The sequence below is a fragment of the Paenarthrobacter sp. CC6 genome (assembly GCF_040560085.1).
GTDB lineage: Bacteria > Actinomycetota > Actinomycetes > Actinomycetales > Micrococcaceae > Arthrobacter > Arthrobacter nicotinovorans.
In genome coordinates, this window is sequence record NZ_JARDAN010000008.1 from 147,225 (window position 1) to 172,970 (window position 25,746).

Genomic DNA, 25,746 nt, shown 5'->3' on the forward strand with positions numbered 1-25,746 from the left:
AGGCCCCGCAGCCATCCTGAACATCTTAGGACGCCAGCGGGGCCCTTAACCGCATTGCCGGAGCCGGAAACGCCTACTTCTTCAGTGCGGATGAAACCGATTCCACATTGTCGGTCATCCATTGGACATAGTCCTTGCCCTCGGGCAGCGTTTCAGTGAAATTCAAAACCGGCACGCCGGCAGCCTCGGCTGCCCGTTTGACAGTTTCGGTCTGAGGACCGGCAGTCTGCTCGTTATAGGCCAGGAAACGGACCGAACCAGCACTGAGAAGATCAGTGGTTTCCTTCATGACGGCGGGCGGAACGTCCGTGCCCTCTTCCACGGCAGCGCTGTAGGCTTCCGGGGTCTTGTTCTCAAGTCCCGCAGCTTCCAGGAGGTACAGCGGCACAGGCTCCGTGATCGCCACGGGAGCGTGCCCGTCCGCAGCCTTCACGGCGTCAAGCTTTCCGGTCAGTTCAGTGAGCTTGGCTTTGAAGGCGTCCGCGTTGCCCGTAAAGGTCGCGGCCGAGTCCGCGTCCAGGCTGCCGAGCTTGCTTGCCACGGCATCGGCGAGCTTGCCCATGGCGTCCAGGTTGTACCAAACGTGCTCGTTGAACTCACCGTGGTTATGCGTGTGGCCGTCCTCGGAGTGGTCTTCTTCGCTGTGGCTTTCCCCTTCGGGGGCGAGCCCTGAAATTTCGACGGCGCTGATCATGTTCTCATGGCCGATTTTGGTTTCATCGGCAATTTTGTGCAGGAATTCGTCATAGCCCCCGCCGTTCTCGACCACGAGCTTGGCTTTGGAGATCACCAGCTTGTCCTGTGCACTGGCCTCATAGGAATGAGGATCCTGGCTGGTCTTGGTGATGATGGCGTTGACGTTCACCTTGTCTCCGCCGACTGCTTTCACAATGTCGCCGTAGACGTTGGTGGACGTGACAACTTCGATGGCCCCGGAAGCCGAAGGACTGTTAGCTCCGGCCGTTCCGGCGCAGGAGGACAGCAGGAGCGCGGCCAGTCCTGCGGAAGCGGCTACGGACAGGCGGGCGGCGTAACGACGCACGTAAACCTCGGATCTACTCAAAATGAGAATCAAACACAATTACTGGGCAGACCCCAGTGTAGCCCTAATTGGGAATGATTCCTATTTAGCGAAAGGCGGGCATCGATTGAAAAATCGATGCCCGCCCGCTCTCCATGCTCTCAGGCGGTTATGCCTGGGCTTGTTGACCACCGAAGCGTCGAATGCCTGTCGCCTGGGTGGCATCGCGGATTTCGCCGACCAACTGCTCGATGACGTCTTCAAGGAACAAGACGCCCTGGGTGTCTCCACCGGCGCCGACAACACGGGCCAAGTGCGAGCCTGTGCGCTGCATGACGGACATGGCCTGCTCGATCTCGTCGTCCGGTGACAGGTTGGCCAAGGACCGGATGCGCCCCTCGGCAATGGGGTGCCTGCGACCCTCGTCCGGGATGGACAGGATGTCCTTCACGTGCAGGTATCCGGCCAGTTCGCCGTCGTCGTCCACCATCGGGAAACGGGAGAAGCCGGTACGGCTGACCGCTTTTTCCAGGTCGACGGGCGTGGAGGCCGTCTTGAGCACCACCAGCTTGTCCAGGGGCACCATGATGTGGGAGGCCGTGTGCTCCGAGAACTCCAAAGCACCGCTGAGCAATCCGGTCTCATCGTCCACCAGGCCGTGCCGGGTGGATTCCTGGACAATCGACTGCACTTCCTCAAGCGTGAACGACGAAGACACTTCGTCCTTCGGTTCGATTTTCATCAACCTCAGGATGTGGTTCGCCAACCAGTTGAGGGACCAGATGACCGGGTTAACCACGCGGGCGATGAACATCAAAGGTGGCGCCAGCAGGAGGGCCGCCTTGTCCGCAACGGAAACCGAGATGTTCTTGGGGACCATCTCACCGAACGTGACATGCAGGAACGTGACGAACAGCAACGCGATCACGAAAGCGGAGATATCCGCCAGTTCGACCGGTACGCCCAGCAGTTCGAGCGGCTCCGCCAGGAGATGGTGAATGGCAGGCTCGGCAACCTGGAGGATCAGGAGCGAGCAGACGGTAATGCCCAACTGCGCACACGCCAGCATCAGCGACACATTCTCCATGGCGCGCAATGTTGTCTGCGCCCGTTTGGAGCCGGCCTCGGCCAGGGGTTCGATCTGGCTGCGGCGTGCCGACATGACGGCGAATTCGGCACCGACAAAGAAGGCATTGCCGATCAAAAGGACGACAAGCCAGACAATTCCTACCCAGTCACTCATACGGCACCTGCCTCGTGGTGGTTGGATCCGGCGTCGGCCTGCTCGTCATCACGGACTACGTGGTGGAAGCAGATCCTGTCGATTCTGCGGCCATCCATCCTGGTGACTGTCAGGGTGCCTCCCGGCGTTTCCACGACATCCCCCACCTTGGCTATCCGGCCAAGCTGGCTCATGACGTAACCACCCACGGTTTCATAGGCAGACTCGTCGGGAACGGTGAGATTCGGGATCTGTTCCGACACTTCATCCGGCCGCAGCAGGCCCGGAAAATACCAGTCGCCTGTCGCGCTCTGCAGGACGCCGGGCCGGACTTTATCGTGCTCGTCAGCGACCTCTCCAACGATTTCTTCGACCAGGTCTTCAAGGGTGGCAATGCCCGCCGTGCCGCCGTACTCGTCAAGCACGACGGCGAGTTGCAGGTTGCCTTCGCGCAGTTCAGACAGGAGGGCATCAAGGTGGATGGTCTCAGGGACCTGAAGGACATCGGTCATGATGGCACCGGCCTGGAGCTTGGCCCGACGTTCAGCGGGTACGGCCACAGCCTTTTTGACATGGACCACGCCGCGGATATCGTCCGTGGAATCGCCAATGACGGGGAAACGGGAATATCCGGTACGCCTCGCGGCGTCAAGGATGTCAGTCACCGGCTGGTCGGCGTCGATGGTCTCCATGCGGATCCGGGGCGTCATGACGTCCGCCGCGGTCCTTCCGGAGAAGTTCAAAGTACGGGCCACAAAGTTGGCCGTACCGGCATCCAACGTCCCGAGTTCGGCCGACCGGCGCACCAAGGATGCGAGCTCAGCAGGTGTCCGGGCTCCCGAGATCTCCTCCTTGGCCTCCAGGCCAAACAGGTTCAGGACCTTGTTGGAGAACCCGTTCAGCACCACGATGGCCGGCTTGAAGACGGCAGTGAACATCAGTTGGGGTCGGGCAAGCCGCTTCCCGAGCGGGAAGGCGAGGGCGATGGCCATGTTCTTGGGGACCAATTCGCCCAGAAGCATCGACAGCAGCGTGGCGAAGGCCATGGCCACGATCAGGGCAACGGAGTGCACGACCTCGCTCGGGAGGCCCAGCAGGCCGAGCGGCCCGAGGAGCAACTGCCCGACAGAAGGCTCCATGACGAAACCAGTCAGCAGCGTGGTCAGTGTGATGCCCAGCTGGCAACTGGAGAGCTGGGTGGAGAGCGACTTGAGGCACTTCAGCAACGGAGCCGCAGCGTGGTCGCCATTGTCAACAGCGCGCTGGACGCTTGCCTGGTCGAGGGCCACCAGGGAGAACTCAACAGCTACAAAGAAGCCGGTCCCGAGGATGAGGGCAAAACCGGCGAGAAGAAGAATCCATTCCACTTAGCGCATCCCTCCAAGGGCAGGCGCGTGCAATGGGGTTAAGGCCTTCGGCTCGGGGAATCGCCCCGGCGGAGGCTGGTCGGGTGCAGCGGACGCATGGTCTGCGGCACCACCGGCAGTGAACGCCGGCGCGTGATGGGCATGTGAACGGGTATTGCCGGCTCGACGGGCACGCTGTGCGGAGTTGCCAGATTGGCTCCCCCGACAGTTCCCAGGCCGGCACCTAGATTTACTGTCCATAAGACTTTCAGTCTACAGTCCGGCAACCGTGGTCTCCCTCAGGAGGGCCAACTTCGCAACAAAAAAGCAGAGCCACGCCACTAAGTCAGCCGCAACATGATTTAGGTCACCACTATTGGCAGTTAACCAACGATCCTAACTAGACTGTCAGGGGTCTGAGTTCGCGGGACCCGGACCCTGTCCCATCGTTGCGGAAAAGCAACTTTGGCCAGCGGGAAAACAACACTCATGGAAGAGGCGTATTTCAAGTGCCAGAGCAGCCCAGCCACCGTCTACCAGAGGAATTTGGCGGAAACGAGTGGCTCGTTGACGAACTGTACGAGCGGTACCAACAGGACAAGAACTCGGTGGACACCAAATGGTGGCCGCTCTTCGAATCCTTTGCTTCCGCTGACGGCACTTCTTCCAACGGAACCTCTGCAGCCCCATCAGCTGCCAATCCCCCTACCCAAGTACTTCCCGTCGTAGCTCCGGCTGCAGCGGCACCGGCACCGGCGCCGGCGGCCCCCGCAGCAGCGCCGGCCGCCGCCCCCGCGGCTCCGGCCGCACCCGCTCCGGCGAAAAAAGCACCTGCCACGGTTGCCCGGGACGGAGCAAAGAAGCCCGCCGCCGGCACCGCTGCACAGCCGATCCCTGCCCAGCTGCCCAAGAGCAACAAGGCCCCGACAGCGCCGGAAGAGGACGTGGTTTCCGTCCTCCGCGGCCCGGCCAAGGCCATCGCCACCAACATGGTCACCAGCCTCGAAGTGCCTACCGCTACCAGCGTCCGGGCTGTTCCGGCCAAGTTGCTCATCGACAACCGCGTCGTCATCAACTCCAACCTTGCCCGTGCCCGCGGTGGCAAGGTCTCCTTCACCCACCTCATCGGTTACGCCGTTGTCCGTGCGCTTTCCCAGTTCCCGTCAATGAACGTCTACTACGACGAAATTGACGGCAAGCCGAGCGCCGTGCAGCCCGCGCACGTCAACTTCGGCATCGCAATCGACATGCCCAAGCCCGACGGCACCCGCCTGCTGATGGTTCCAAACATCAAGAAGGCCGAGACCATGGACTTCGCGGAGTTCTGGCACACCTACGAGGACCTGATCAAGCGTGCCCGCAACGGCAAGCTCACGGCTGACGACCACGCAGGAACCACGGTCTCGCTGACCAACCCCGGCGGCATCGGCACCGTGCACTCGGTCCCGCGCTTGTCCAAGGGCCAGGCGGCCATCATCGGCGTCGGCGCACTTGACTACCCGGCCGAGTTCCAGGGCGCCAGCGAGAAGATCATCGCCCAGAACGCCATCAGCAAGATCCTCACCCTGACCTCCACCTACGACCACCGGGTCATCCAGGGCGCAGGCAGCGGCGAATTCCTCAAGCTCGTCCACCAGCTCCTCCTCGGCGCGCAGAACTTCTACGACGAGATCTTTGAAGCCCTGCGCATTCCCTACGAACCCGTTCGTTGGAGCCCGGACCTGCAGGTGGATCCCGCGGACGAGATCAACAAGGTTGCCCGCATCCAGCAGCTGATCCACTCCTACCGCGTGCGCGGCCACCTCATGGCTGACACCGATCCGCTGGAGTACGTGCAGCGCAAGCACCCTGACCTTGACGTCCTGACGTATGGGCTCACCCTGTGGGACCTCGACCGCGAGTGGCCTACCGGTGGCTTCGGTGGCAAGCCGCAGCTTAAGTTCCGCGATATCCTCGGCGTGCTCCGCGATGCTTACTGCCGCACCACAGGCATCGAGTACATGCACATCCAGGAACCGGCCGAACGCAAGTGGTTCCAGGACCAGCTGGAGCACCCGTACTCCAAGCCGAGCCGCGAAGAGCAGCTGCGCATTGTCTCCAAGCTCAACGCTGCAGAGGCCTTCGAGACCTTCCTGCAGACCAAGTTCGTCGGCCAGAAGCGGTTCTCCCTCGAAGGTGGCGAGTCCCTGATTCCGCTGTTGGACGCCGTCATTTCGGATGCCGCTGACGACGGACTGGATGAAGTTGCCATCGGCATGGCCCACCGTGGCCGCCTCAACGTGCTGACCAACATCGCTGGCAAGACCTACGCACAGGTCTTCCGCGAATTCGAAGGCACCCAGGATCCCCGCTCCGTCCAGGGCTCCGGCGACGTCAAGTACCACTTGGGAACCGAAGGTACCTTCACCTCGGACAACGGCAAGCAGACCAAGGTCTACCTCGCCGCCAACCCGTCGCACCTTGAAGCCGTCGACTCGGTGCTTGAGGGCATCGTCCGCGCCAAGCAGGACCGCCTGGACCAGGGCGAGTCCTTCCCGGTGCTGCCCATCATGGTCCACGGTGACGCCGCATTTGCCGGCCAGGGTGTGGTTGCGGAAACCCTGAACCTCTCGCAACTTCGCGGCTACCGTACCGGCGGTACCATCCACGTGATCGTCAACAACCAGGTCGGCTTCACCACTGCGCCGTCCTCTTCACGTTCCTCCACGTACTCCACCGACGTCGCGAAGATGATCCAGGCACCGGTGTTCCACGTGAATGGCGATGACCCCGAAGCCGTGGTGCGCGTTGCTCAGCTCGCCTACGAGTTCCGCCAGCGCTTCCACAAGGACGTCGTCATCGACATGGTCTGCTACCGCCGTCGCGGCCACAACGAAGGCGACGACCCCTCGATGACCCAGCCGCTCATGTACAACCTGATCGAAGCCAAGCGCTCCGTCCGCAAGCTGTACACAGAGTCGCTCATCGGCCGTGGGGACATCACCGAAGAAGAAGCAGAGCAGCTGCTCCGCGACTACCAGGAGCGCCTGGAGCGGGTCTTCGCCGAGACCCACGCCGCGCAGACGTCCCCGATCCCGATCATCACCGCGGACTCCGCGGCCGTTTCGGACATCGAGCGTCCCATTGCCCAGCAGGCGGACTTCGGGACCAATGCCCCCACGTCGACCGCGATTTCCGCTGAGACTCTTGCCCGCATCGGCAAGGCCCACCTGGAAATCCCCGAGGGCTTCACCGTCCACTCCAAGCTCAAGCAGCTGCTGGAGAAGCGCGAGCAGATGTCCCGTGAAGGCGGCATCGACTGGGGCTTCGGCGAAATCGCTGCCTTTGGTTCGTTGATCATGGAAGGCGTACCTGTGCGCCTTGCAGGGCAGGACTCGCGCCGAGGCACCTTCGTTCAGCGCCACGCCGTCTTCCACGACCGTGCCAACGGCAACGAGTGGCTGCCCTTGGGCAACCTCTCCGATGACCAGGCCAAGCTGTGGATCTACGACTCCCTGCTGTCCGAATACGCGGCCATGGGCTTCGAATACGGATACTCGGTGGAGCGTCCGGATGCGCTCGTTCTGTGGGAAGCCCAGTTCGGTGACTTCGTCAACGGCGCCCAGACCATCATCGACGAGTTCATTTCCTCGGCTGAGCAGAAATGGGGCCAGCGCTCCTCACTGGTGCTCATGCTCCCGCACGGCTACGAAGGCCAGGGCCCGGACCACTCCTCGGCACGCATTGAGCGCTTCCTTCAGATGTGCGCAGAAGACAACATGATCGTGGCCAACCCCACCACCGCGGCCTCGCACTTCCACCTTCTGCGCCGCCAGGCATACAGCCGTCCGCGCAAGCCGCTGATCATCTTCACACCCAAGCAGTTGCTGCGCCTCAAGGGTGCCGCTTCCGCCGTCGAAGATTTCACCACGGGTGGCTTCAGGCCGGTTATAGGCGATCCGGAAGTCCAGCCGGCAAACGTGGACCGGGTCATCCTGGTCTCCGGTCGCTTGTACTACGACCTCCTCTCCAACCGCCAGAAGTCCGGTGACACGTCCACGGCGATCATCCGCGTGGAGCAGCTGTACCCGCTGCCGAAGGCTGAGATCGAGGCCGAGCTCGCCAAGTACCCGAACGCTGACATCGTTTGGGCGCAGGACGAGCCCGCCAACCAGGGCCCGTGGCCCTTCATGGGCCTGAACCTGGCACCGGAACTTGACCGCAAGCTCCGCCTGGTCTCGCGTCCGGCGTCGGCATCCACGGCTGCCGGTTCCATGAAGCGCCACGCCGCAGAACAGGATGCCCTGATCAAGCAGGCATTCGAACGTAAGTAGAAACGAAACTGCCCGGCCTGAGGAGCGATTAGCACGCCTCAGGCCGGGCAGTTCTGTTTAATGGGACAGGTACCCGGTCCCAAAACCGGCCGATGATCCGGAAACTGTGCAAGGACCGTAACGAGTGTGAAGAGGTAACCGTGGAAGACAGGAAGCTGCGTATCGCAGCTGTTGGAGATGAACTGCTCGCGGGCCTGGGGGATCCCCGCGCCCTGGGCTGGCTCGGTAGAGTCCTGGCCCGCACACCCCAGGACTCCGTCGTGGTGGAGAGCTTTCCGCTCCCTTGTCCCATGGAAGGTACAGAGGGCCTGGCCGCCCGCTGGCAGGAAGAAGCCGGCAGGCGCTTCAGCGATACCCATGAGAACCGGCTGGTGATCGGACTTTCGGGTCGCGATCTCGAATTTGGCCTTTCCACAGCGCGGAGCCGGCTGAATCTGGCCAACATCCTCGACGGAGCTTCGCACAGCAGCGTGGAGGTCTTCGTGGTTGGTCCGCCTCCCACTTTGGATCCGGCACGCAACAAGCGTCTTGCTGAACTCAACACAGCTTTTGCCGATGTCACCACGCGGCGCAACCACCACTACGTTGACACGTTCTCCCCGTTACTCAATCATGAGCAGTGGAGGACGGACCTCGCAGCCAATGGGGGAACACCGGGCCAGGCCGGCTACGGCTTGATTGCGTGGCTTGTCCTGCACCGTGGCTGGTTCCAGTGGCTTAATATCGCTCAACCGGAGTAGCCATGACGCGGAACATGCAGGTTTCTGTCAGAGCAGCAACAGCGGCGGCAGTAATTGCCGCAGTGGCAGCCACAGTTTCCTGCAGTTCCGGTCCCCCGGTCTCCCCGGCGTCCTCGACAGCCGCATCGGCACCGGCATCCACTGCTTCTCCAACATCGGCGCCCACGGCGCTGCAGCGCTTCGATTCAGAGGGCTTGCGCGCGGACTTTGAGCGGACAGCCAAGGAAGTCCTTGTCCCGGGAGCCATGGTGTTGCTGGAAACTCCCGAGGGAACCCTCACTGCGTCTTACGGCACAGGTACCCGCGGCGCCGAACGGCCGGTCTCAATGGAGGACCACATCCGGGTGGGTTCGGTCACCAAGACCTGGACAACCACAGTCATTCTTCAGCTCGTCCAGGAGGGCAAGCTCGCCCTTGGCGATCACGTTTCAAAGTACCGTCCAGACGTTCCCAATGGTGACGGCATCACTCTCGAGCAGCTCCTGACCATGCGGAGCGGCCTGTTCAACTACACCGAAACCCTTGAGCTCAACTCAGCCATGGACAAAGAACCGCGCAGGGAGTGGAAACCGGAAGAGCTCCTCGCGCTGGGGTTTGCCCATCCGCCATATTTCGCGCCGGGGCAAGGCTTCCACTATTCCAACACGAACACGGTCCTTCTGGGCCTCATCGCCGAGAAGGTCGCAGGAAAGCCACTCGGTGATCTCTTCAAGGAGCGCATTTTCCAGCCCCTCGGCTTAAAGGGAACGGTCTTTCCGGATATTTCGTCCAACAGCATTCCGGAGCCACATCCCCAGGGCTATTTCTACGGTGACAACGTCCTGACGATGACCAATCCTGCCCTTCCCGAGGACATGCAAAAGGAAGCCGCCGCGGGCACCCTGGCCCCGAACGACGTTACTGATGTCAATCCGTCATGGGCCTGGGCAGCAGGGTCCGGAATCTCCACGACCACGGACTTGAAGATCCTCGGCGAAGCCCTCGTTAATGGGAAGCTGCTCGATGCCGGGCTCCAGCAACAACGACTCGACAGCGTCATCCCCACCAACCCTGAAAACCCCGACCGTGCTTCCTACGGCTGGGGCATAGCGAAGTTCGGGAAGCTCTACGGCCATACCGGCGAACTTCCGGGTTTCAACACCTTCATGGGCAGCGATCCCGCCAACGGAGTGACCCTCGTGGTGTGGACAAATCTGGCACCGGCGGCCGATGGCCGGGACCCTGCCGTGACCATCGCGAGGTCACTCATCGGCAAGGTCTACCAAGCCGGGAGCTGACGCCGGGCGCGTTACCTCTTGATTCGCTGGACCTCTTGATTCGCCGGGAAACGCGATATATCGTGTTTTCATCAACGCGATATATCGCAACTTGGAGGGATCATGTCAGACGAACTATGGACCGTGACGGGCCCGCAAACCATTGAAGTGGATAACGTCCGCTCCCTGAAGCTGGGCATAGTGAAGGGCCGATTCGACGTCGTGGCCCACGACGAACCCTTTGTCCGCATCGAGATCAGCGAAATCACCGGCGACCCCCTTACGGTGACACTGGTGGACGGGCGCCTGGAAGTGCGCCACCAGCTGCAGGGGCCGCAGGGCTGGTTCCGCAACCTCATGGGGACCGTCAACAACAGCAGCACCAACTCGGTGGTGGTCGGGATCGCGCTGCCACCCGGCGTCGACGTCGAGGCCGGAACCGTCAGCGGCGACGGAATGGTGTCCGGCGTCAGCGGCCGCACGCGCCTGAACACTGTGTCAGGTTCCGTCATGGCGGACGGCACCAACGGCGAACTCCACGTGAACACCGTCAGCGGGGAAGTCATCGCCAGGAACCACGACGGCGTCCTGACCGCCAAGAGCGTCTCGGGCGAAGTCACGGCGTCGGGCACCTTCAAAAGCGTCCGGGCAAGCACAGTCAGTGGCGACCTCAGCTTCGATCTCCAGGACTACACGAACGACTTTGGAGCCAACTCGGTCTCCGGCGACCTCACCATCCGGCTCCCCCACGACGTTGGCCTGGATATCGTGGCGAAATCAGCCAGTGGAACCGTAGTGATCGATGACCAGATGTACGCCCAGCCCGGCAGCAATGTCCACACAATCGTTGGTCCTGACGAACGACTCATGCTTGTCCGCACCAATACGGTCTCCGGCAAGACCTACATCATCCACGGCTCGGCACCGTCACCGGACAACAGCCGGCAGTCGCCAGGGGAAGCTGGTCTCTGATGCCTCCCGTCTTCGCCCACGGCGCACTGCGCCTGTACCTCCTTGCCCTCTTGGAAACCGGTCCCAAGCACGGCTACGAACTGATCAAGGCCCTCGGCGACCGCTTCGGCGGAACGTACTCCCCCAGCGCCGGAACCATCTATCCGCGACTGGGCAAGCTGGAAGAGGAAGGACTCGTCGCTACAGAGACCGAGGGCCGGCGCACGAAATACTCCATCACCTCAGCCGGGCGCGCGGAGCTGGACAGCCGACGGGAGGAACTGGCGGACGTCGAAGACACCATCTCCGCCTCCGTCAGGCGGCTCGCCGACAACTTACGCGAGGACATTCGCAGCAACATGCGCGGCCTTCGTGCCGATCTTGCCGCTACGGCGGAAGCAGCCCGCACAAACGCCACCTCCGCCGCTTTCCGCAGTCGGACGGCGGGCTACACACCGGAAGGCCAGCGCATCCTCAAGGAAGCAGAATTGATGGTGCAGGCCTTCCGGGACGATATCCGCGTAGAGTTGCGTCAACACGGGGCTGCCCGCCCGCTGACGCCAGTGGCACTGGAAACGGTCCGCGCGGTCCTGGATCAGGCTCGAATATCCATCAGGAATTCACTCAACAACTGAGCTGAGGCAAAGCGCCCCGCCGCGCGGACGCCTCCCGGTTCGCGGCGCAGCACCCGGATGTGCGAAACTGGAGGGCAGCTCTATTGAGTATCAATCATTGAAGGAGGCCAGCTATGAGCAAGCGTGCACGTAAGCGTCGTGACCGTAAGCGCGGCGGCGCGAACCACGGCAAGCGTCCCAACACCTAAGCCAACGGCTTAGCGTCACAGGCTTAAGAGCGAGGGCCCCGGAAACCATGCGGTTTCCGGGGCCCTTGGCGTTAAGCCCTCACAAGACCAGGCCGTGCCAGCCAGCGGCCGGATCAGGCGTCAACAGGCTTGATCGAGTGAATCCTGTCCAGGATGGAATTCTTGAGGTTCTCGGGAGCGGATTCGGTGCACGAACGCTTGACCATGGTGCGGATGAGGCACTCAAGGTCATACTGTTCTGCACACTCTTCACACGTATCCAGGTGCTGCTTGATTTCCGTGAGGTCCTCACGTGTCAACGCACCGTCGAGATACTCATAGATCCGCTGCATTCGCGTATCGTCGCAATCGCCCAATCCCTGGCAGTCGCTCATTTCTCTTTCTCCTGATTGTTGCTTCCGGCCGCAGCCTGATCTTCGGTGTGGGCCTTGAAGCCCCGTTCGGCGGCATAGTCCGCCAGCATGTCCCGCAGCATCTTCCGGCCACGGTGCAACCGCGACATGACAGTGCCGATCGGGGTATTCATAATCTCCGAGATTTGCTTGTAGGCATATCCCTCGACATCCGCGAAATAGACAGCCAACCGGAATTCTTCCGGAATTGCCTGCAACGCGTTTTTGACGTCGGAATCCGGCAGGTGGTCAAGAGCCTCGGCTTCGGCTGAACGCAGGCCCGCCGAAGTGTGCGACTCTGCTTTGGCCAGTTGCCAGTCCTCGATCGTGTCCGAATTGGACTGCAGCGGTTCTCGTTGCCGCTTCCGATAGAGGTTGATGTAGGTGTTGGTCAGGATCCGGTACAGCCACGCCTTGAGGTTGGTGCCGGGCTTGTACTGGTGGAACGCTGAAAAGGCCTTGGTGTAGGCCTCCTGGACGAGGTCCTCCGCGTCAGAAGGGTTCCGCGCCATCCTCATGGCAGCCGAGTACAGCTGGTCGACGTACTGCATTGCGTCGCGCTCAAAACGCTCGCGCCGCTGCTCCGGGCTCTCCGCTGCAACATCGACGGCGGCCGGCGCCGGGGCGTTATCGTCGTCCGTCGCGTCGGCTGCTTCGTACATGGCCGCTGCGGCCGGTTCAATGGTGCTCATCGTTGCCAAGTCTACTGTCAGCTTGGGAGAATCCGGCTGCACCCCGTACCCGGCCTCCGGTAGAACCATGCGGTCCTTCACCAAAGTCAAAAAACCAACTCCGTTCAGCGAGCGGCAACGCCGTGCCGCAGTCCGGTCTCCACCGCACCTGAAACTCACAACGGCCGCTGCTGGGTAAATATTCCGCAAAAGTGCAAGACTAGATCCGACTGCACCCCGTGAACACAACACTCATCGAACAGTGTGGCAAGCCACCCAGGAGGCAAAACATGTCTTTTATCCGTTTTCTCGCGCGGCCCATGCTCGCATCCAGCTTTGTCGTTGCAGGTCTGGACAAGCTCAAGAACGCTGACGACACCGCCAAGCAACTGTCACCGGTCCTTCGACGAGCCTCTGAATCGCTGCCCTTCAAAGCGGACGAGAAGACCCTCGCCCGGGTTCTGGGTGGAGCCCAGCTCGGCGCCGGAGCCCTGCTCGGACTGGGTAAGCTTTCGCGTTTCGCAGCGACAGTGCTCGCGCTGACGTCCGCCCTGAACTCCTACGTCGAATGGCGTTCAGCCGACATCAGCACCAAGGAGGGGCGCACCGCCCGGAAGGCCCAGCTCCTGAAGAACATCTCACTTACCGGCGGCGTGTTGTTGGCGTCGGTGGACACCGACGGCCGTCCGAGCATCGCCTGGCGGGCCGAGCACCTTGCCGCCGACGCCAGGAAGGTCACCGGCAAGCAGATCAAGAAGGCAGACAAAGCAGTGCGCAAGGCCGTAGACAACGCAGTTGGAGCATAAGGAAGCATGACAGGTACCACCGCCGCCAATACCGAACCGGACAAAGCCGCCAGCCTCCCGCTATGGCCGGCCCCTTATGCCAAAGGGCCCGTGGACGCCACAGTGACGGTCCCAGGTTCAAAATCGCTGACCAACCGGTACCTGGTGCTGGCAGCCTTGGCGGATGGTCCTTCGCGGCTCCGGGCTCCGCTGCATTCACGCGATTCGGCCCTGATGATCCAGGCCCTCCGGCAGTTGGGTGCCACCGTCACCGAGGTACCCGGTGACGGTGACTATGGGCCCGACCTGGAGATCACTCCCCTGGACCCCTCTGCTTCGAGCTCAACGACAGCCATCGACTGCGGTCTGGCCGGTACCGTCATGAGGTTCGTTCCCCCGCTGGCTGCCCTGCGCAGCGGCGCCACAGTCTTCGACGGCGATCCCCATGCCCGTAACCGTCCCATGGGAACCATCATCGAGGCACTGATCGCCCTGGGAGTTCCGGTCGCAGCCGAAGGCGGCAGGACGCCGTCGTCCCTTCCTTTCACGGTGGAAGGCACCGGCGAGGTGCGCGGCGGTCACTTGGTCATCGACGCGAGCGCTTCCTCCCAGTTTGTCTCGGCGTTGCTGTTGGTAGGCGCCCGCTTCACCGAAGGCCTGCACTTGGAGCACGTGGGCAAACCCGTTCCAAGCCTGGACCACATCACCATGACCGTTGAGGTGCTTCGGAGCGTGGGCGTTACTGTCGATGACTCCGTACCCAACCACTGGCGCGTTTCGCCCGGCAGGATCAGTGCTTTCGACCAGCGGATCGAGCAGGATCTCTCAAACGCCGGCCCCTTCCTGGCCGCCGCCCTGGCAACGCACGGCACTGTCCGCATTCCCAACTGGCCCACCGGCACCACACAGGTGGGCGATCTCTGGCGGACCATCCTTGCTGCCATGGGCGCAAGCGTCACCCTTGACGGGGGAACACTGACGGTTACAGGCGGCAATGAGATCAAGGGTGCTGATTTCGACGAAACCAGCGAGCTCGCGCCGACTGTAGCCGCACTGTGCGCTCTGGCTACCGGCCCTTCGCGATTGACGGGCATCGCCCACCTCCGCGGCCACGAAACAGACCGCCTCGCTGCCTTGGTTGCCGAAATCAACCGCCTTGGTGGCGATGCGGAAGAAACTGCCGATGGCCTGGTAATTCGCCCAGCTTCCCTCCATGGCGGAGTGGTACACAGTTACGCAGACCACCGAATGGCCACTGCCGGCGCCATCCTGGGACTCGCCGTCGACGGCGTCCAGGTTGAAGACATCGCCACAACATCCAAGACGATGCCCGAGTTCCCGGAGATGTGGGCACGAATGCTTGACTCCGCCGGCACGAATGAGGCCGGCAACTGACCATGGGCCGCGACGCACGTTCCTGGGACGAATCCGATGTCCGGATCCGTCCCAACAAAAAAGGATCACGACCCCGGACCAAGGACCGTCCCAGCTACGATGACGCCGTGATCGGACGGATCATCACGGTGGACCGCGGGCGGTACCGGGCAATCGTTGACGAAGACTCCCCCAACGAACGCATCATCATCGCCGCACGCGCCCGCGAACTCCGGCGCAACCCTGTTGTGCCCGGTGACTTCGTGGCCCTTGTAGGCGACGTTTCCGGGTCTCCGGACACGCTGGCCCGGCTGGTCCGGGTGGAAGAACGCCGGACCCTCCTTCGCCGCAGCGCCGATGACACGGATCCGATCGAGCGGGTAGTCGTGGCCAACGCCGACCAGCTGGTGGTGGTTGTTGCAGCCGCGAATCCCGAACCGCGGACCGGGTTCATCGACCGCGCCCTTGTGGCGGCGTACGACGCCGGTATTGAGCCGTTGCTGCTGATCACCAAGGCCGACGTGAAGGATCCCACTGAACTGCTGGCCAACTACGTCAGCCTGGATTTCCCGGTGATTATCAGCCGGACAGCCGATTCTGAAGCCGGCGGCATTGATGCCCGATCCGATGATGGGCTGTCGGCCCGGTTGGACAGGGATGCTGTTTCCCGGCTCCGCGCACACCTCGGTGGCAAAGTGACCGTCATGCTGGGCCACTCCGGTGTGGGCAAGTCCACCATGGTCAACGCGTTGACGGGCGCCGAGCGGGCCACCGGCGGCGTGAATGCCGTCACCGGACGTGGCCGGCACACTTCGTCGTCGGCATTGGCGCTGAAGCTCGCGGATGCCCCCTCGGGCAGCTGGATCATTGACACCCCCGGTATCCGCTCCTTCGGCTTGGCCCACGTGGATCCGGACCGGATCCTGCATTCCTTCCCGGACCTCGAACCCGGCACCGAAGCATGCGAGCGGGGATGCAAGCACGACGCTACGGCAGTGAACTGCGGGCTGGACGCCTGGGTCAATGAAGGACATGCGGGCCCTTCAGGGGTGGCGCGCCTGGCGTCACTGCGTCGCCTGCTGGGCGCGGACCCGCGCCTGGAGGCCAAAGAAGCGAAAGAGCTCGGCACGGTTACTTGATGACACTGGAAAACTGAAGGTGCAGCGGTAACGTCCCCACCGCCGCCAGCATTTCAGGATAGTTTGGTGCCATGACCCAACCCGCTTCCACCTACAACGACGACCTGCGCCTGGCCCATGTCCTCGCCGATTCCGTCGACGCCCAAACCATGGATCGCTTCAAGGCCCTGGACCTGCAGATCGAAACCAAGCCGGACCTCACCCCTGTCACCGATGCCGACAAGGCTGCGGAGGAGGCTATCCGCGGTCAGTTGTCGCGCTCGCGTCCACGTGATGCAGTCCTGGGTGAAGAGTTCGGCAGCAGTGGCCACGGATCGCGGCGCTGGATCATCGATCCCATCGACGGAACAAAGAACTTTGTCCGCGGCGTTCCAGTATGGGCAACGCTGATCGCGCTCGTCGATGAAGGCGAGCCCGTCGTTGGTGTGGTCAGCGCTCCGGCGTTGGGCAAACGCTGGTGGGCAGCCAAGGACATGGGCGCCTACATGGGTCGGTCCCTCGCTTCAGCAACCCGCCTCAAGGTGTCCAACGTTTCACGCCTGGCCGACGCTTCCATGTCCTACTCCAGCCTGTCCGGCTGGAAGGAGCGGGGCAATCTGGACGAATTCATGGACCTCACGGAGGACGTCTGGCGCACACGTGCCTACGGTGACTTCTGGTCCTACTGCCTCGTGGCCGAGGGCGCGGTGGACATCGCCTGCGAACCGGAGCTGAACCTCTACGACATGGCGGCGCTCGTCCCCATCGTGACGGAGGCAGGCGGGCGCTTCACTTCCCTGGAAGGCGAAGACGGACCGTTCGGCGGCAACGCCCTGGCCACCAACTCCATCCTGCATTCGGAAGTCCTGAAGCGGCTGAACCCCGGACTGGACGACCTCCTGCAGCCCCAAGCCTGAGGCCGGCACTACTCCGGATTGCCGAATTTTCGACGGCGGACGCCCGCTTTTGTGCGCGTCCGCCGTTTTTTGTTCGCGGAAACTGGGATTTGGCATTCCGCGTAACAAAGCGCTTAACAAAACCCCACGGCTTTGGATCGTCCCCCGGACGTGCCTTAGCCTTTTTTACAGGTCACGAGTGCCAGCGCTAAACCCCGGTTTGCTGGCCGGCAACCCTCCATTCGCGGTGGGGTGCCCCGGGTGACGACCCGGCCGGTCCGGAACGGATGCGGCAAGCGCGGATCCCCCTGTGGGGGTCCCTCTTGAGTGAGGTCCCATGAGCACAGTCACGTTCAACGCAAACACCATCCCTTCCTTTGTTGACGAAGCCGCCCTCGAATCGGCAGCTGCGCGTCCCCTCGCCGCCGTCACGGGCGCGGAGCTTCAGGCGCCTCTGATCCAAGGTGGCCACGTCCGCTATGCCAACCTCGACTACGGTGCGTCAGCCCCTGCGCTGACGATTGTTTCCGCCTACCTCAACGAGGTCCTCCCGTACTACGCCAGCGTTCACCGCGGGGCAGGCTTCGCCTCGCAGATCAGCACCTCCGTCTACGAGAATTCCCGGAACATCGTCCGTGACTTCGTTGGCGGACGTGCCGACGATTCGGTGATCTTTACCCGGAACACCACGGACTCCTTGAACCTGCTGGCCGGCTGCCTCCCGCAGGTCGACGGCGGGTTTGCCGGCGAGGTCCTGTACTTGGACATTGAGCACCACGCAAACCTGCTCCCGTGGCAGGGCGTGCCGCACCGCAGCGTGGTTGCGGCGCCGACCCTGGCCGGAACGCTGGACAAGATCGAAGCCGAATTGGCCCTGGGCGGCGTCAGCCTGCTCGCCGTCACGGGCGCCTCGAACGTCACCGGAGAGATCCTGCCGATCGCCCGGCTTGCCGCGCTGGCCCACGAGTACGGCGCGAGGATCGTGGTGGATGCAGCCCAGCTCGCTCCGCACCGCCGCGTCAACATCGCAGAGGCTGACGTCGACTACATCGTCTTCTCAGGACACAAGCTCTATGCGCCGTTCGGCGCAGGAGTGGTAGTGGGCCGCCCGGACTGGCTCGACGCCGGGATCCCGCACCTGGCAGGTGGCGGCGCTGTCCGCGAAGCGCGCTTGGACTCGGTCAGCTGGGCCACGGGTCCGGCGCGGCACGAGGGCGGTTCCCCCAACGTCCTGGGCGCCGCGACGCTCGCCCGCGCCACGCAGGTGCTCGCCGGCCTCGACCAGGACGCCTGGCACGCACACGAAGCGGGCATCCGCAGCTACCTGGTTGAGGGCCTGGAAGCCATCGACGGCGTAACAGTCCACCGGATCTTCAGCGATTCCGAGGACACCATAGGCGTGGTCAACTTCTCCGTAGAAGGATTCGACGCCGGACTGGTCGCCGCATATCTGGCGGCCGAACACGGAGTGGGCCTCCGCGACGGACGTTTCTGCGCGCATCCGTTGCTCAAGCGGCTGGGACTGCCTTCGGGTTCCCTGCGCGCAAGCTTCGGCGTCGGCTCCCGGTTGGAGGACGCCACCAGGCTGCTGGCAGGCATCGAGGAACTCAAGCGCAACGGCCTGGGCTGGGACTATGTGGTGGACGAGGGCCGTTGGGTACCGGCCAACGACCACCGCAGCTACCCCGAGTGGGCGCCCAACACCCCGGGCACAGCCGGTGCCGCTCCCTGCACGGTCGACTAGAGGGTAAATTCGTAGGGTACCTCTAACGGCCCTGTGAAGGAGTTTGCGTGTCCCTGCGCTCAGCGAACGGCGCTCCAGTCACTCCCGGCCCCGCCGGTCCCCGCGGACCCAAACTCCATGCCTCCCGGCGCCATGAACTTGGCCAAAGCTTCCAGGATGGCGGAGAGCACTACGATCGCGTGCGGCCGGGCTATCCTGTGGACTCCGTTGATTGGCTCCTACCTGAAGGGGCATCGACAGCTGCGGACCTCGGCGCAGGAACGGGCAAGTTCACGGCACTCCTGGCCGGACGCGGACTTGAGGTGGCCGCCGTCGACCCTTCCACCGATATGTTGGCGCAACTGCGAAAGGCCTACCCCGATGTTCACGCGACGGAGGGGACGGCCGAGGCAACCGGACTGGCGGACTCAGCATTCGACGTCGTCAGCGTTGCCCAGGCCTGGCACTGGTGCGAGCCCCTTGCCGCGAGCACGGAGATCGCCCGTATCCTGCGCCCCGCAGGGGTTCTGGGGCTGATCTGGAACCAGTTGGACACCTCAATTCCCTGGGTCCACAGGCTCTCGCGCATCATGCATGCAGGCGACGTCCACAAGCCGGGATTCCGGCCGGTAATCGGCCCGGAGTTTCACGGACTGGAACGCCACCTCACCAGGTGGGAGGACCCGCTCTCGCCCGAGGACATCATGGAGTTGACCAAGTCGCGCAGTTACTACCTGCGCGCCAACGAAGCGACGCGGGCCAAAGTCATGGGCAACCTCCAGTGGTACCTCTACGAACACCTTGGCCACGCGCCGGGAGACACGGTGCCGCTGCCCTACCTGACGCAGACCTGGCGTGCATACAAAGTCCACGATGCCACACCACGGTAGGCTAGGGGGGTGAAGACCAGTACGCCCTCCTCCTCGATCGAGGACTACGTCAAGGTCATCTACTCCTATACGGAGTGGCAGGACAAGCCGATCACGTCCTCACAGCTTGCCCTGCGGCTCGGGGTCGCCAATTCCTCGGTGTCGGAAATGGTGCGAAAGCTCAAGGACCAAGGCCTCGTTGACCATCAGCCCTACAGCGCCATCCGTTTGACCTCCGAAGGCATGCGCCTCGCTCTTTCGATGGTTCGCAGGCACCGCCTCATTGAGACGTACCTGGTGGAGGAACTCGGCTATAGCTGGGACGAGGTCCACGACGAGGCCGAGATGCTGGAGCATGCGGTGTCCGACACCTTCATCGAACGCATGTCAGCCAAGCTCGGCCACCCCGTGCGGGACCCCCATGGCGATCCGATCCCGTCAGCGGACGGTGCCGTTGACTTGCCGCATGCGTACCGCATGATCGAACTCGACCAGGGCCACTCGGGCCGCATAACCCGCATCAGCGACGAAAACCCCGAACTCCTCCGGTACCTTGCCGCGGAGGACATCGCGCTCGACGCACCCGTTGAAGTGATGGGGCGCAAGCCTTTCGGCGGGGCATTGGTGGTCCGGATAGGCAGCGGCGCTGCCGGTCGGGAGTTTGACCTGGCAGATGAAGTCGCCTCCGCGCTGTGGGTGAAGAGTGCCGGCACCCACCAAGGCTGCGTGCTCCCGGCGCGCTGACCCTTGCGGCGCGGGTGGTCAGCCGGGCTGCCCGACCGGACCGCCGTCGTCGGACGCCGCATCCGGTTCCCGTTCAGCAGCAGCCGCCGCCTCGCGTGGTGGGTTGCGGATCCCGACGGCGGACGCCACCGCGCCGGCCAGGAACAGCAGGGCGGTCACCACCAAGGCGTTGTACAGCCCTTGCCTGGTGAAAACCGGCCCCACAATCACACCCGCGAAAGCGATCGAAATAAGGCCTGCGATACGGGCAACCGCGTTGTTGACGGCAGAGCCGATTCCGGCTTCCGTCGGCGGAACAGCGCCGAGGATCGCGGCCGTCAGAGGCGCTACGAGCGTCGCCAACCCCAGTCCGAAGACAATCTGGCCGGGCAGCACCTGCGTCCAGTAATTGAGGGGCTCCTGCACGGACAGGGACATCAGGAAGCCCACACCGCACAGCAACGGACCGATCGTCATGAACCATCGAGGACCGTACTTGCCGGCCAGGCCACCAAAGTAAGAGGCTCCCAGCATCAGGATGACGGTGCCCGGGAGCAAAGCCATGCCGGCCACGGTGGCACCCAGCCCTCCGACCTGCTGCAAGTAGATTCCCAACACGAAGAATCCGAGGGATATTCCAGCATAGATGGACAACGTGCCGACGTTGCCCCAGGCAAAATTGCGGATCCTGAACAGTCCGAGCGGCAGCATGGGCTCGGGCGTCCTGCCTTCGTGGAACAAGAACAGGACCATGGCCAGCACACCGAGAATCAGGGGCACCCACACCTGCGGACTCCCCCATCCCATGCGTCCCTGCTCGATGAACGCGAAGACCGGACCGCCTAAAGCAACCATGGCCAGGAACGCCCCAAGATAGTCGATCCGCTTCGTCTTGTCCCTGGCGGCGTCGGAGGCGCGAAGACCGGCGAGCATGGGCCAGATGGCCAAGGCCGGAACCACATTGATGAAGAAGATGACCCGCCAGGACAGAAGATCGACGGCGGCGCCACCGATCAGCGGACCAACAATGGCCGCCGCGCTGGTCCATCCTGACCACTGGCCGATGGCCTTCGATTGCGCCGGCCCGGAGAACGACGTGATGATCATGGCCAGCGAACTTGGCACCAGGAGCGCACCTGCGATCCCTTGGAGAGCCCGTGAGACCACCAGGACTTCACCGCTCCACGCCAAGCCGCAGAGCATCGACGTGACGGCGAAGCCTGCCAGGCCCCATTCAAGGATCCGTGCCCGCCCGAAATGGTCCGACAACGACCCCGCCACCAGAATCAAAGCCCCCAGCGTGAGCAGGTATGCGTCCACCACCCATTGCTGTATCACCAGGCCGCCACCCAGCTCCCGGCCGATGGCGGGCAGTGCGAGATTCACCACAAAGCCGTCCAGGATGGCAATGAACGACGCCACGATTGCCACCACAAGGACCCGTTTTTGGAGGGGCGTACTCGGCAACAGGACAGGAGCGTCAGTCATGTGCACAGCCTACGCCGCGTAAGTCCCGTATCGTTGAATGGTGATCAGCAGACGTGATGCCGCTTTGGCCCTTGATATTTCGATGGAAATGGCTCAGCGCCACGGCATTCCGTCCCGACTCTCCGAAGCCGAGCTCCGCGACCTTCAGGACAATCCGCCGGCCTGGCTGGCACAGTCCCGGGCCAACAGAACAGGAAAGCGACCTGTCTGGGTCCACCTCACCTGCGCCGTCTGCGGCTATTCCGAGGCTGTGCGACCCAAGAAATGGTGGCCGGACTTTTCCTTCGTCTTCTGCGGAACCCACCGGAACAGTGAACTCCCGAAACTCTTCCTGGGCGAGGTCCGGAGCGAGTACGAAGGCGTCGGCAGCCGCTTTGTCGGCGTCGTGGATGTTCCGGAGAACAAAGCCTAGGCAACCTTCACTGCTGGCTCATTTCCGATGGATAGGCCGTGAGCTGAACAGTTTTGCCGTCCCGTAGTACTGTCAGCGGAAAAGCTTGCCCGATGGCACCCTCGAACAGCAGTTTCTGCAGGCTTTCCGCGCTGGACACGGCCCTGCCCTGCGCCCGGAGCACGAGGTCCCCCGCCAGTAATCCGGACTTCTCGGCGGGCGAATTGGAAATGACCTCCACCACCCTCAGGCCTTCCTTCTGGCCGGTCCTCACCACTGCGCTTGCATCCAGCGGAATTGGGGTGCTCACCAGGCCCAGATAGGCACGGCGCACTCGGCCATCCCTCAGCAGGGAGGCGATGATGCGTTGCGTTGTCGTATTGATGGGCACCGCCAGGCCCAGCCCCAGACCTGCCACGGCAGTGTTGATTCCCACGATGCGTCCCTTGGTATCCGCCAGTGCACCGCCGGAGTTTCCCGGGTTCAGCGCTGCATCGGTTTGGATGACGTCCTCGATGACCCTCCTGTGCTCGCCTGCACGGACAGGGATGGATCTTCCCAGGCCGCTCACCACGCCGGCGGTGACAGAGCCGGACAACCCCAGGGGATTGCCCACGGCGACCACCAGTTGACCTACCCGCAGGGAATCGGCGTCGCCCAGCAGGGCCGGCGGCGGTGTGGATTTCAAGCCGCGGACTACGGCCAGGTCGGACAACGGATCTGCGCCCACCAGTTCCACGTCAGTATGTTTGCCATCGCCAAAGACGGCCCTGCCGGACTGGAGGCCTGCCACCACGTGGGCGTTGGTCAGCATGTATCCATCGGCGGTGAAGACCACTGCGGACCCGCTGCCGACCCGGACCTGGCCCCTGCGGCCTGTGCTCATCATTTCGATGGCGGCGACATGGGGTGTCACGGATTCCGCCACCCGTATGACCACTTGTGAGTAGGCATCCAGGGCTTGCTGCTCGTCCGGTTCCTGAACAAATTCCGGCTCCATGCTCATGCTGTGCCTCCCGCTGCCTCGTCGGCGCTTTCCGCCGCCTGCCGGGCGATGCGCCTATTCACTTCAACGATCCACGGAATGCAGGTAGTCCTTGCCGCAGTACGCCTTAGGTGAACGCATCCGGTTCGGGGCACAGGAAAGCCCCCAGACCGCGAGGGTCCAGGGGCTTTCCCAGGTGTGGAGATGGGGGGAATTGAACCCCCGTCCGATGTCGTGTTGTCAGGGCTTCTCCGGGCGCAGTTTGCGTCGGATTTTCTCGGCCCCAGCCATCCTGCAAACAGGTAGCTGATCCGGGCCCAGTCATCTAAGAGTCCCGTTTACCTCAATGACGAAGGCAAACAGCAGTGGCTATCTAAATGACGCCAGGAACCGGGGCGATAGCAACCCCGGGCTGACGGACTGTCTTACTGCTTAGGCAGCGAGAGCGAAGTCAGTGCGCTTAGATTCGGCACTTATTGGTTTGCAGACAGCGTTTACGAGATAATTCTGCATCCTCGGCCCGCTTCACCTGTCGCGACTAACATCGTCGAAACCGATCATCCCCGTATTTTGTTACCAAACCCGACAGAAGGGTTAATCTCCTGTCGGACTACTCATCATAACGCATCCAGCAGGCAAGTAATTCCCCCTGGTACACCCACGTGCCTACCGGCGGTTGCGTTCACGCAGCTCACGGAGCGATTCACGCTTGTCCTGCTGCTCACGGAGGGTCTGCCTCTTGTCGTAGTCCTTTTTACCGCGGGCGATGGCGATTTCCACCTTTGCCCGTCCGTCCAGGAAGTACAACTGCAGCGGAACTACTGTGAAGCCGGACTCGCGGATCTTCTGCGAGATCTTGTCCAGTTCGTCACGGTGCAACAGGAGCTTGCGACGCCGGCGCGCGGCATGGTTGGTCCAGCTCCCCTGGTGGTACTCGGGGATATGGATACCTTCCATCCACAACTCGTCGTTGTAGAACGTGCAGAACCCGTCAACCATTGAAGCGTGGCCTTCGCGGAGGGACTTCACTTCTGTCCCCATCAGCGCGATGCCGGCTTCGTAGGTATCCAGGATGAGGTAGTTGTGCCGGGCCTTCCGATTGGTGGCCACTACCTTACGGCCACTTTCCTTGGGCACGGTAGAACTCCTTGTTAGTTGCGGATTTGAACCAGTGTACGCCAGAGCGGGCCGTTTCCCGGACCCTAGAGAAGGGTCATGGGATCCACCGCTGTACCGTTCAGCCAGGTTTCGAAGTGCGCGTGGCAGCCTGTGGAGTTACCCGTGCTGCCCGAGTAGGCAATGAGCTGGCCCTGCGCGACCCTCTGCCCGTTCGCCACCACGATGCTGCTGTTGTGGTAGTAAATCGTGGTCAGCGAGTTGCCTTGCACCACACCGTGGGATAGCTTGACGCGCCATCCACCGCCGTCGGCAGAGTTCCAGCCTGAGTTGAAGACCTCACCTGCGGCTGCGGCGTAAACGGGAGTCCCGCACGGGGCGCCGAAGTCGATGCCGGTGTGCATGTATCCGCCGGTGCCGTAGAAGTCGATGGTGCCGGGCGGCGTCGCGCGCCATCCGAAGCCCGAGGTGATCGGAACATAGCTGGCGAAGGGATGGCGCAGGCCGAACGCCGACGGCGAACCGGCAGCCGGCGGAACATAAGGAGCTTCAGGAGGTGCCGGGCGTCCTGCGGCAGCGGCTGCCGCAGCGGCCGCGGCTTCTGCTTCGGCGGCGAGCCGGCGCTGCTCCGCTTCCCAGGCTTCCCGCAGTTTGCGGTCACGCTCGACGATCTCGGCAGCAACAGTGTCCTGTTCCGCCTTTACCCGCGCGAGGTTCGCTTCAATCCCCGGCTTGGCCGCTTGCAACTGTCCGTTGAGGCGCGTGGTGTCCTCGATCAGCTTGTCCACTTCAGCCTTCTTGCTGGCTGCCTCGTCCCGTGCTGATTTCTCCCGCTCAAGTGCCGCGTCTGCCTTGGCCTTGAGATCCTGGATTTCTTCCTCGACCGCCACCAGTCGCGCTTGCGAGTTCACGTTGGTGGCGTTCTGCTGGGTCAGTTTGGTCATGGCCGCGTTCTGGCTTCGCATGGCCTGGTCAGCGAGATCCATGGACTCGGTCAGGTTGCCGGACTCGCTGGAACCGAACAAAAGGGCGACATTCGTGGGCACGCCGCCGGACTTGTAGGCCTGCGACGCGATCTGCCCGATCAGCTTCTTGGTATCGGTGATCTTCTGCTTGTCGTTTTCCAGCTGCTCGGTAATCTTGGCCTTGTTCTGCTGGGCGAGTTCCACCCTGGCGGCCAAAGCCTCCACTTCCTTGACGGCACTCGCGACGCGGCCCTGCGCTTCAAGCAAAGCCTGCTGGGCGCCGGGAAGGCGGCCCTGGTAGATCACAAGATCGCCGGCGGCTTTCGCAATATTCGAGTCGACGAACTCCAAGGATGCCTGTACCCGTGCGGCCTCTGCTTCCAGTGCGGCCTGCTGGTCTTCGAGGTTGTCCGCATGCGCTGCAGGCGCTCCCGACAGGAGACTGACAGCCAGCCCGACGGCGAGGACGGCACCCAGCATCCGAGCCTGGCCCGACGCAAAGCGCCGACGCAGGGAGTTCGGGTCCAACGTGGTCATCAGGAATCCTTTTCGCTTGCAGCAGTGGTAAGTCCGAGGGG

General features: G+C 62.9%; 23 protein-coding genes, 1 other RNA gene and 1 riboswitch. Of the genes, 14 read left to right on the forward strand and 10 right to left on the reverse strand.

All coding sequences use genetic code 11. The features are described from left to right. Positions 1–73: 73 nt before the first annotated feature. From PV760_RS09420 to PV760_RS09430, 3 genes are all read right to left on the reverse strand, one after another. Positions 74–1,075 carry a metal ABC transporter solute-binding protein, Zn/Mn family gene (locus PV760_RS09420; protein ID WP_354627620.1) on the reverse strand — a complete coding sequence of 334 codons (1,002 nt, stop codon included), beginning with the start codon at positions 1,073–1,075 and terminating at the stop codon, positions 74–76. Positions 1,076–1,190: 115 nt separating this feature from the next. Further along, positions 1,191–2,264, reverse strand: coding sequence for a hemolysin family protein (locus PV760_RS09425; RefSeq protein ID WP_018776379.1), 1,074 nt, complete (start codon positions 2,262–2,264; stop codon positions 1,191–1,193). Next, positions 2,261–3,610: a hemolysin family protein gene (locus PV760_RS09430; RefSeq protein ID WP_039242086.1), complete on the reverse strand. Its 1,350-nt coding sequence runs from the start codon at positions 3,608–3,610 to the stop codon at positions 2,261–2,263. The genes PV760_RS09425 and PV760_RS09430 overlap by 4 nt, the downstream gene beginning before the upstream one ends. A gap of 488 nt (positions 3,611–4,098) precedes the next feature. Here PV760_RS09430 and PV760_RS09435 point away from each other — a divergent pair, with 488 nt between their 5' ends. The 6 genes from PV760_RS09435 (at position 4,099) to PV760_RS21465 (ending at position 11,672) form a co-directional block, all read left to right on the forward strand. Then, positions 4,099–7,902, forward strand: a complete 3,804-nt coding sequence (locus tag PV760_RS09435) for a multifunctional oxoglutarate decarboxylase/oxoglutarate dehydrogenase thiamine pyrophosphate-binding subunit/dihydrolipoyllysine-residue succinyltransferase subunit (RefSeq protein ID WP_018776381.1) — start codon at positions 4,099–4,101, stop codon at positions 7,900–7,902. Between the two features lie 92 nt (positions 7,903–7,994). After that, the gene (locus PV760_RS09440; protein ID WP_018776382.1) at positions 7,995–8,642 is read left to right on the forward strand and encodes a GDSL-type esterase/lipase family protein; all 648 of its coding nucleotides are present in this window, start codon (positions 7,995–7,997) and stop codon (positions 8,640–8,642) included. A 2-nt stretch (positions 8,643–8,644) separates the two neighbouring features. After that, positions 8,645–9,919, forward strand: coding sequence for a serine hydrolase domain-containing protein (locus PV760_RS09445; protein ID WP_354627621.1), 1,275 nt, complete (start codon positions 8,645–8,647; stop codon positions 9,917–9,919). A gap of 102 nt (positions 9,920–10,021) precedes the next feature. Beyond that, entirely contained in the window at positions 10,022–10,870 is an 849-nt protein-coding gene (locus tag PV760_RS09450; RefSeq protein WP_039242088.1) for a DUF4097 family beta strand repeat-containing protein, read from the forward strand. Further along, complete coding sequence (locus PV760_RS09455; RefSeq protein WP_018776386.1) at positions 10,870–11,484, forward strand: PadR family transcriptional regulator; 615 nt, start codon at positions 10,870–10,872, stop codon at positions 11,482–11,484. The genes PV760_RS09450 and PV760_RS09455 overlap by 1 nt, the downstream gene beginning before the upstream one ends. Positions 11,485–11,597: 113 nt before the next feature. Next, complete coding sequence (locus PV760_RS21465; protein ID WP_369299106.1) at positions 11,598–11,672, forward strand: 50S ribosomal protein bL37; 75 nt, start codon at positions 11,598–11,600, stop codon at positions 11,670–11,672. Between the two features lie 113 nt (positions 11,673–11,785). Here PV760_RS21465 and rsrA read toward each other — a convergent pair whose 3' ends face one another. Both rsrA and PV760_RS09465 read right to left on the reverse strand, forming a co-directional pair. Further along, on the reverse strand, positions 11,786–12,046 hold the full coding sequence (gene rsrA / locus PV760_RS09460; protein WP_018776387.1) for a mycothiol system anti-sigma-R factor: 261 nt from the start codon (positions 12,044–12,046) through the stop codon (positions 11,786–11,788). Further along, a complete protein-coding gene (locus PV760_RS09465) occupies positions 12,043–12,846 on the reverse strand; it encodes a sigma-70 family RNA polymerase sigma factor (protein WP_018776388.1) in 804 nt (267 codons plus the stop codon). The genes rsrA and PV760_RS09465 overlap by 4 nt, the downstream gene beginning before the upstream one ends. 179 nt (positions 12,847–13,025) lie before the next feature. Between PV760_RS09465 and PV760_RS09470 the strand changes: the two genes are divergently transcribed. The 7 genes from PV760_RS09470 (at position 13,026) to PV760_RS09500 (ending at position 20,244) form a co-directional block, all read left to right on the forward strand. Continuing rightward, on the forward strand, positions 13,026–13,541 hold the full coding sequence (locus PV760_RS09470) for a DoxX family membrane protein (RefSeq protein ID WP_018776389.1): 516 nt from the start codon (positions 13,026–13,028) through the stop codon (positions 13,539–13,541). Positions 13,542–13,547: 6 nt separating this feature from the next. Then, positions 13,548–14,915, forward strand: a complete 1,368-nt coding sequence (gene aroA, locus PV760_RS09475) for a 3-phosphoshikimate 1-carboxyvinyltransferase (protein WP_039242096.1) — start codon at positions 13,548–13,550, stop codon at positions 14,913–14,915. A gap of 2 nt (positions 14,916–14,917) precedes the next feature. Next, positions 14,918–16,033 carry a ribosome small subunit-dependent GTPase A gene (gene rsgA, locus PV760_RS09480; RefSeq protein ID WP_055972060.1) on the forward strand — a complete coding sequence of 372 codons (1,116 nt, stop codon included), beginning with the start codon at positions 14,918–14,920 and terminating at the stop codon, positions 16,031–16,033. Between the two features lie 71 nt (positions 16,034–16,104). After that, positions 16,105–16,929, forward strand: a complete 825-nt coding sequence (gene hisN / locus PV760_RS09485; protein ID WP_018776392.1) for a histidinol-phosphatase — start codon at positions 16,105–16,107, stop codon at positions 16,927–16,929. A gap of 170 nt (positions 16,930–17,099) precedes the next feature. Then, positions 17,100–17,213: riboswitch (SAM riboswitch) on the forward strand. Between the two features lie 32 nt (positions 17,214–17,245). Beyond that, the gene (locus tag PV760_RS09490; RefSeq protein WP_055972057.1) at positions 17,246–18,652 is read left to right on the forward strand and encodes an aminotransferase class V-fold PLP-dependent enzyme; all 1,407 of its coding nucleotides are present in this window, start codon (positions 17,246–17,248) and stop codon (positions 18,650–18,652) included. Positions 18,653–18,699: 47 nt separating this feature from the next. Continuing rightward, positions 18,700–19,521, forward strand: a complete 822-nt coding sequence (locus tag PV760_RS09495) for a class I SAM-dependent methyltransferase (protein WP_110503934.1) — start codon at positions 18,700–18,702, stop codon at positions 19,519–19,521. 9 nt (positions 19,522–19,530) lie between these two features. Further along, entirely contained in the window at positions 19,531–20,244 is a 714-nt protein-coding gene (locus PV760_RS09500) for a metal-dependent transcriptional regulator (RefSeq protein WP_055972051.1), read from the forward strand. 18 nt (positions 20,245–20,262) lie between these two features. Here PV760_RS09500 and PV760_RS09505 read toward each other — a convergent pair whose 3' ends face one another. Then, complete coding sequence (locus PV760_RS09505) at positions 20,263–21,711, reverse strand: MFS transporter (protein ID WP_502921434.1); 1,449 nt, start codon at positions 21,709–21,711, stop codon at positions 20,263–20,265. A gap of 37 nt (positions 21,712–21,748) precedes the next feature. On the opposite strand from PV760_RS09505, the gene PV760_RS09510 reads away from it, so the two are divergent. Further along, positions 21,749–22,123: a hypothetical protein gene (locus PV760_RS09510; RefSeq protein ID WP_026266935.1), complete on the forward strand. Its 375-nt coding sequence runs from the start codon at positions 21,749–21,751 to the stop codon at positions 22,121–22,123. A 7-nt stretch (positions 22,124–22,130) separates the two neighbouring features. On the opposite strand, the gene PV760_RS09515 is transcribed toward PV760_RS09510, so the two are convergent. The 4 genes from PV760_RS09515 to PV760_RS09530 all read right to left on the reverse strand — a co-directional run bounded on the left by PV760_RS09515 (position 22,131) and on the right by PV760_RS09530 (position 25,705). After that, positions 22,131–23,102 carry a S1C family serine protease gene (locus PV760_RS09515; RefSeq protein WP_354627676.1) on the reverse strand — a complete coding sequence of 324 codons (972 nt, stop codon included), beginning with the start codon at positions 23,100–23,102 and terminating at the stop codon, positions 22,131–22,133. A 181-nt stretch (positions 23,103–23,283) separates the two neighbouring features. Beyond that, positions 23,284–23,652, reverse strand: a transfer-messenger RNA (tmRNA) gene (gene ssrA / locus PV760_RS09520). Between the two features lie 101 nt (positions 23,653–23,753). Further along, complete coding sequence (smpB, locus tag PV760_RS09525; protein WP_018776399.1) at positions 23,754–24,224, reverse strand: SsrA-binding protein SmpB; 471 nt, start codon at positions 24,222–24,224, stop codon at positions 23,754–23,756. Positions 24,225–24,289: 65 nt separating this feature from the next. Then, on the reverse strand, positions 24,290–25,705 hold the full coding sequence (locus PV760_RS09530; protein WP_018776400.1) for a M23 family metallopeptidase: 1,416 nt from the start codon (positions 25,703–25,705) through the stop codon (positions 24,290–24,292). Positions 25,706–25,746 lie beyond the last annotated feature (41 nt).